7 protein-coding genes are annotated in these 7,068 nt (G+C 52.4%); all 7 read right to left on the bottom strand.

The features are described 5' to 3' along the window. Window positions 1-244 (bottom strand): hypothetical protein (locus tag U9R25_05255; GenBank protein MEA3335296.1); only part of this gene is annotated, 244 nt, incomplete at its 3' end. A gap of 290 nt (window positions 245-534) precedes the next feature. After that, window positions 535-699, bottom strand: coding sequence for a hypothetical protein (locus tag U9R25_05250; protein MEA3335295.1), 165 nt, complete (start codon window positions 697-699; stop codon window positions 535-537). Between the two features lie 164 nt (window positions 700-863). Then, window positions 864-1,181: a PqqD family protein gene (locus U9R25_05245; protein ID MEA3335294.1), complete on the bottom strand. Its 318-nt coding sequence runs from the start codon at window positions 1,179-1,181 to the stop codon at window positions 864-866. Continuing rightward, window positions 1,178-2,182: a hypothetical protein gene (locus tag U9R25_05240; protein MEA3335293.1), complete on the bottom strand. Its 1,005-nt coding sequence runs from the start codon at window positions 2,180-2,182 to the stop codon at window positions 1,178-1,180. The genes U9R25_05245 and U9R25_05240 overlap by 4 nt, the downstream gene beginning before the upstream one ends. Before the next feature lie 48 nt (window positions 2,183-2,230). Beyond that, window positions 2,231-3,814, bottom strand: a complete 1,584-nt coding sequence (locus U9R25_05235) for a glycosyltransferase family 39 protein (protein MEA3335292.1) — start codon at window positions 3,812-3,814, stop codon at window positions 2,231-2,233. Window positions 3,815-3,879: 65 nt separating this feature from the next. Then, window positions 3,880-5,439 (bottom strand): hypothetical protein, encoded by a 1,560-nt coding sequence (locus U9R25_05230; GenBank protein ID MEA3335291.1) that lies wholly within the window; start codon window positions 5,437-5,439, stop codon window positions 3,880-3,882. A gap of 133 nt (window positions 5,440-5,572) precedes the next feature. Beyond that, a complete protein-coding gene (locus U9R25_05225; GenBank protein MEA3335290.1) occupies window positions 5,573-7,063 on the bottom strand; it encodes a sugar transferase in 1,491 nt (496 codons plus the stop codon). Between the last annotated feature and the right edge of the window lie 5 nt (window positions 7,064-7,068).

Here is a 7,068-nt window from a genome sequence, read left to right as displayed (position 1 = left end):
TCTCCACCGCAAATGTAGACACTGGCAACCTTGGCGCCCCAGGCTCGCTGCTCATCCCATAGCCCGGAATCCGTACACCACCCTCATCCAACTCGTATGCCAACGTCTCCACCCGACGGATAATCTCCTCCGAAGAATCCGCACCTGCTACCGAAGTAAGAATAGCGCCCTGCATTACGAACAAAAGACCCATTACAGACAGGCCCGCCACCTTCCAAAGCCATTGTCTTGATTTGAAAGCCATGAATTATCGCTCCCTCAACAGTTAAACTGGATCAGGTATGGAAAAACCAACCGGCCAGTAGCTGATGCCAAAAGAAAAACGGAGGCGCTCCCATTATATCATGGGACAGCGCCTCCGTTGGATTAAAATCAGCTTAAGTTTTAGCTTTTCGCCTGATTTTCAATGATCGATAGACGCGCAAACCGTGGGTACAGAACGTGCGAATCCACATCTGTACCCACAGTTTATCGGAAACACATTTCCCAGTATTTCGGTTGAGCTGAGTTCAAAAAAAGAGACTTCAGCAGTTTTTAGCTGGTCAAAGGACCAAAGGGACCAAAAGGACCAGATGCATCAGGGGCACCAGGCGCGGGTCCCTGTGCCTCGGCTTCCAACGAACGCTCCAGGATAATCCGTGGCTCTTCCCAAGGCTTGCGATTGGAAGAATCGGATTGATTAATTGGCTGTTTTGACATGAACTCCTCCTCTTTTGATGGCACTGTCTGACAAGCTACCCCTCTGAAAACACCCCGATCGTCATATTGGGAACAACAAAAGGGTGACCTTTCTATATTGATGGGACGTTGCTAATGAAAGAAACAATGAAGAAAAGCCCCGGATGACTGCTTCTAAGGCCGGATTATGCTGCCCACTTCAGCAATCCCTTGTCCACAAGTTCTTCTACAAACCTGGAAACGTCTTTTCTTGCCGCCGGCAAGTCTACGTCATACTCAAGAGTTACTGCAGTAGCGATCTCATCGATCGTTCGGGTACCGTCGGCCAATTGCCAAATGCGAGATGCCGGTGAATTGAGCATTCTAACCTTGCTCTCAGCCGGGCTGATAACAACCGCCTCATCACCGAACACCCGAAAAGCCATATCATCCGTGCGGATTGGCCGCATCTGGTCAGAAACATCCATCGTTCGAATTTTATCATGCAAGGCGTAAAATGTCAAACGATGGACAATCCCTTTTGCCCGCCGCTCATATGGGGATCAATCTGTTCCAGTATTTCTTTGCCTAATCGTGCGGGATCGCTTCCTTCGGGGGAAAAACAGATCTGCCATGCCGGAATAGTTTCGGCAAGCCAGCTGAAAAACTCAAAATCTCGCAGGCGCATCGTCGTGTCCAGAACGAACGATGGATGGGCACAAGTCAAGAGTTCAACCAGGGCATCTGCGGGCGCAAGGGGCTCAACAGCTTCACGGTCCGAGTCATGATGTGTCAACAAGAAAACCCCTGCCAGCGGCAGCGACCTGCTTTCAAAGCTCAATGAAGAGATCCCCTCTTCCAGAAAAACCTTATCCCATCCCGGAATCAGGTGATTCTCATCAACTGAAATGCCCTCCACCAGCCGGAGAGCCTCGGGCCAGAGATGGATCCGATTGTAACCTGGCGATACTGCGATGACGTGATCATGCACGAAAAGAGCCACAACGTCATCGGAAATGATGGGATATCCAAGCTGGGCAAAGGCCGCGGCCAGCGTCGACTTTCCGGCTCCCGACGAACCGACGAAGGCCAGGGCTTTGTCCCCAACATTCACAGCGCTGGCATGCAGGAATGGAATTCCTCTGAACCGAAGCACCATTCGCATCAGGGGACCCATCAACAAAAGGGCTGCCGTTTCGGTCTGGTCGGCAACATCGGGCCACCAGATCCATACCCGGGTTCCGGTACGGTCGACAAGCGCCGCCAAGCCATGCCTGGCCTGCAACAGAATGTAGGTACTATCCAACTCCCAGATAGCCAACATCGGTGATCCATCCACCTCCCGTTCGGCGCTGATATGCAAGGGTTGTCGGGGCAGCGCATCGATTGCGGGACGCTTCCCCCTTTCCGCATTGAAGAATACCTGCAGGTCTGTTTGGACCGACTTCGACAGGTCCTCAAGTCCAGGCAATGGCCGATTGGAGGTCAACCCCAGGCCAAAAAGACGATAGTGCCATTCATCCATACACGACGCTCATCCAGCCTTTTTGCTTCCAGAAGCGGTCTTTCCGGTTCAATCCCATTTTATTTGATACACCTCGATCAAACCATGCCAGGGATCCTCGATCTCCAGTTGCTTCTCGCCGCGCTGTGCCAGGAAACTATGGAATTCCTTGCGTGGCAATTTGAAGAATCCGGAGCCAAGCCCGGTTGATACAAAGCCATCATCATCAAGAAGGCGATCGCGCAGTATTTCATCGACGATGATGTAGTCAGGTTCCGAAGCTTCGATTCCATCAGTCAATGTGTAACCCTGCATGAAGTGATAATCTGACAGTGTGAAGGTCGAGCGGAAATCATAATTCGAAAGTCCCAGCCACCAGGTAGGCATAGCCATGACCTTGGCATCATCACCCAGCACTTCCCGAATCTCCTCGGTAATCGCAATGTAGTCATAATTTCTGCTACGAAAAAGTGTCCAACTTTGCCGGGCAGCGAGAAAGACCAGAAATAAGATAATGACGCCAGCCACCAAAGACCTCAAACCAGGTCTGTTCGATTGAGTAAGAAGGGCGACAAATAGAGCAGCTACCGCCAACAACATGAATGGATAAAACAGAATGGCATAATAGGAAGCCTTGTTGCTTACCAATAGCACAAAAAGGGCAAAAGACACACCTAAAAAGACCAGCAGAACACGATCGGGTCTGTCTCTTCTCGCCAAGAGAAAAAGCAGACTGACACCGACTAACATCATTGTCAAGGGATGATGCCGAAAGGCGTATCGATAGTGGAGTTCGGCCAAGAATGATTGGATAAGAAGCGTCGGCGAAAGCTCCATAATAGGGGGGCGATGGGTACCAGCCAGACCGTGTATTGGCAACGAAGTGCCTGCTTCGATGCCTGGGAGCAGGTAGCGCAGTCCTGCAAGCAAGGTGGCGAAACCTGTCTCCTCCGGGCGCGCTCCCACCGCAAGACCTATCAGGAAGACAACGATTGCACCCGATACGGCACCAATTATAAACGCCCAGAATCCTCTCCGACGCCAGAATCCCCAGCCCCAAAACACGGGATAGCATAGTGCGATCGCAACACCAAGCAGGATGCCATTTAGATGTACTTCGCCCGACAGGCCAACGACTGCTCCGGCAACGAGGTGCCAGACCCATTTATCCGAACGCCATCCCTTCCACATACAGGCAAAAGCGACCACGATGAATGCCGCAGCGATGATATCTGGGCGTCCGCGATGACTGGTCTGCAAGAATACCTGGCTGAGGCCTACCATGATCAAGGCCAACAGTCCGGTCGATGGTTGGTACATGAGACGCCCAACCAAAAAAGTGCCAAACAACAACAGCCCACCAAAAAACACCGAGGCTAAGCGCATTTGGACCAGACCGAGCCCCAGGAAACGGCTGGGCACTGTTCGAATCAGCAAGGCAAGTGGAAGAGTCCCAAGGCCTTTGCCATCGGGAAAGGGACCGACATCAATGGTCGTTGTGGGATCACTCGTCTGAATGAAATGCCAGGCGCGGTTGGCATTCCAGGGCTCATCGACATGAACCGCCGGAAAACGATCGATAAAGACAAATTGAATTAGAATGACCGTAATGGTCAGAATCGCCGCAAGGAGTGTTGCATGGTGGTTGATCAAGCCTCCAGTATTACCACTGGCGGCACTCCGTGCAGCGCTTTTGGTCGAAATCGGCATGATGACGATCAGGCTCGGTTTCTAACATTGATGTTGATATTGCGTGCCAGACCTGGCGTAGCAGCGGCAATAGCAAGAACTGTCAGGGGCAAAAAAGGCTCTGAATATCGTCTGAAAAAGCCCTGAGAAATCGCAGCGACGCCAATCAGTCCGACGAAGTAAAAACAAAAAGGAAGAAACTGTCGAAGCCAATCCCATTCTCGGAATCGATACATGATGGGCACCAATACGAGCAAAAGGGCAAACAGGACCCCGGGAAGAATTACGAGAACGCGCATCGAGGGGGTGAACCGACGGAGGTTTGCGATAAAGGCAAGTTCATCTTTCGGGAGGTGATCCAGTGAAACCAAGAACTCTCGACCCAAAGGAGAGTCTTCTAAAACGCCAAAACATGTGCGAACCTCTCCAGACTCATACTCGCGAATTGTTGTTGCGACATCCTGTTTCTGCTCTTCATAATTGTGAGTCATGATCGCAAATTCAGGTTGGGGTAGGAGAAAGTAGCTCCCGAAGGATTTTAGGGTTGATAGCCCAATTTGCAGGGGGAAGCGTGATAGGGTCTCTATACCCACGTCTCTCATGATTGAGTCGCTCCGGTCCGTTCCGTACGAAAGGTAGGTAGACTGCATTACCGCGTGCCACCAGGCAAACCGATCTTCTTTGGTTGCCGGACCAGATGGTGTCGAATTGGAGACCTGGCATGCAAGTGCACTCACAGGGCCGTTTTCGCAGTCTGCGTAGCCCACGATTGGATCAACTAATAAATAGGCAAAGGTATAACCTGGTGGCTTTTCTGCAGGCACCCAGAGGTTCCATGCCCAGTTTCCAAAAATCATACCGATGATCAGAGGGAACAGAAGCACCGCAGGCGGCAGCCAGCGCTTGAAGGACAGGAGTGTTCTTGTTTCTTTTTCACTGTCCTCAAGCACAGGGCTTGAGGACAGCAATATCACAGTAACGACCATGCCAGAAACAAAAAGTACAGGTCCTGGACGAATCGAGGAAGCGATACCAGCGATCAATGCGAGTGAAATCAGCACGAACCAATTCCAATGTTTGGATCCGACAACCCACAATAGAAGGAGCAATGACATGGTAACGATGAAAGGAGGATCGGTTGTGGGGAAAAACCAATGTTGACTGCCAAAGGTAAGAAGATTAGTAATGCTAGCTATCAGAAAAGCCCAAAGAGGAGAGCGGAATACCAGGAATGAAATGCCAGTAATAAGACTACCATTGATTGCAAGCAATACTCCTAGTGCCACAGATAGCGAATCTAGGTTTTCACCCAATAGGTCGAAAAAGAGGTGATAGAACCAGATTGCCAGGTGCCGATCTCCGACCAGACTGCCGATGAAGGTGGTCTCGCCACGAGGAAATTGAAGTGCAGCCTGAATATAGGTATAGGCATCGGCTCCCCAGATCCCAGGCACCTGAAGCATCTTGAGGTAGGCAAGCAGAAGAGCTACGCCGATGCTGGCTACAATGGCCAGAAAGGTCCAACGCCCTGACCAATTGCTCTTCCTCCGATCAATTGTTTTCGATGTTGCATCATTGGTGGGGTGCAATGATATCGCCTCGTTCACAACAGATTGATCTTTGGGGTTTGAGGCTCACGGTGCTGAGGAAAGAACCGGAGATGGCAATAACAATGTACCAGCAGGCCTTACCGCGCGATTCGAAAGCAGAGACCCGATCGAGTCAACGACCCTTGAACTGCAACATGACCGATACGGTCTGAAGGAGTATGCGAAGATCCAACATGGGACCGGCATGTTTCACGTAATAAAGATCATACTCCAGTTTGATCCTGGAATCCTCTTCGGAACTGCCATAGTCGTACTGGACCTGGGCCCAGCCGGTGATGCCCGGCCGCATAGCATGACGTGCCCGGTAAAAGGGAATTGTATGGGACAAGGTTTCCACGAATTGGGGGCGTTCCGGGCGGGGGCCGATCAGACTCATGTCACCCTTCAGTACATTGATGAATTGAGGTAACTCGTCAATGCGCGCCCGCCGGATCACGCGGCCGACCGGTGTGATCCGATCGTCATCCGATTGCGCCCAAACGGCACCGGTGTCAGCCTCAGCATCGGGAATCATGGAGCGGAATTTGTAGCAGCCAAAAGTGCGCCCACCCTTGCCGACCCGCTCCTGGTCGTAAAACAGAGGGCCAGGCGAGGTAACAGCATTCACCAATGCGATCAGCGGCGCGACGACGGCAAGCACCAGCAAACCCACAGACGCCGAAAGCAGGTCTACGCCACGCTTGAAGATTCGATAGAGCCGGTATGAGGACTCGTCTTTTGTAGGTAGGGCCGTGAAGAGATCGCGACCGACGTGCAGAACCGGAACCCGGCCCAGCAAACGCTCGTAGACAGTGGACATTGGGGAGACGTGAATTCCCAATTCACGACAACGAAGCAGATCGTCGAAGAGTTCATCCGCCATGGCGTGGCGATGCGTGATGGCCACGATCACCTCTTCAACCTGCAGGGCTTCGGCCATGGGTATCAACACCTCTTGCCCGCCCAACACGGGAATGCCATCCACGTCTGTGCCCTCATAGTTGGGGTCGTCGTCAATGAAACCCAATAGCTCGTACCCGGTTCCCCGGTAGGGGTTGGCGTCCTGGGGCGCCAATGCCATCTCCTGAACAAGGGTGCGCCCGGCCCATCCGGCTCCCACGACAAGCGCCCGTTGCGTGAACCAGGGCTGAACAAAAAGCTGTACGTAGGCTATACGCCACCCAACAATACCCACCACGGCAAAGCCTGTGAACAGGAAGATCAGGGTACGCCGCAGCAACGGGGGGGAGAGGCTTGGAATGAGTGAATAGACCAGCACTGTAACGAGCACCGCAGCCAGGCTATTGCGAACAATATTGTATGTGCTGGCGGCTCGAGCAAGGTCGTAGAGGTCAAACAGGAGTGCGGAGAGATACCAGACTATGGTGAGTGTGATATACCACTTGTATGGAGCGAGAAGGTCCAGCACCGTTGCATCCAGATCAGAGCCCAGGCGCCAGGCCAGCAACAATGCAGCATTGATGATCACTGCATCCACCACGACCAGCAGCAGTTTGCGTTCCGATGTGCGAAGACGGGGGAATGGAAGAGTAAAGCGCCGCTCCAGTTCTCCCGACTGTCCTGCAGAACCCGGTGGCCGGGTTCCCGAAGTCTCAAGTCTCATGATAT

Source organism: Chloroflexota bacterium, assembly GCA_034717495.1.
In the GTDB taxonomy this organism is placed as follows: domain Bacteria; phylum Chloroflexota; class Anaerolineae; order JAAEKA01; family JAAEKA01; genus JAYELL01.
The sequence above is the reverse complement of the archived record's forward strand: the minus strand, read 5'-3'. Positions and strand labels throughout refer to the sequence as shown.

Excerpts from the sequence above, each read along its gene's own strand:
- U9R25_05250 (MEA3335295.1), bottom strand. The coding sequence starts at position 699 with ATGTCAAAACAGCCAATTAATCAATCCGATTCTTCCAATCGCAAGCCT.
- U9R25_05240 (MEA3335293.1), bottom strand. The coding sequence starts at position 2,182 with ATGGATGAATGGCACTATCGTCTTTTTGGCCTGGGGTTGACCTCCAAT.
- U9R25_05225 (MEA3335290.1), bottom strand. The coding sequence starts at position 7,063 with ATGAGACTTGAGACTTCGGGAACCCGGCCACCGGGTTCTGCAGGACAG.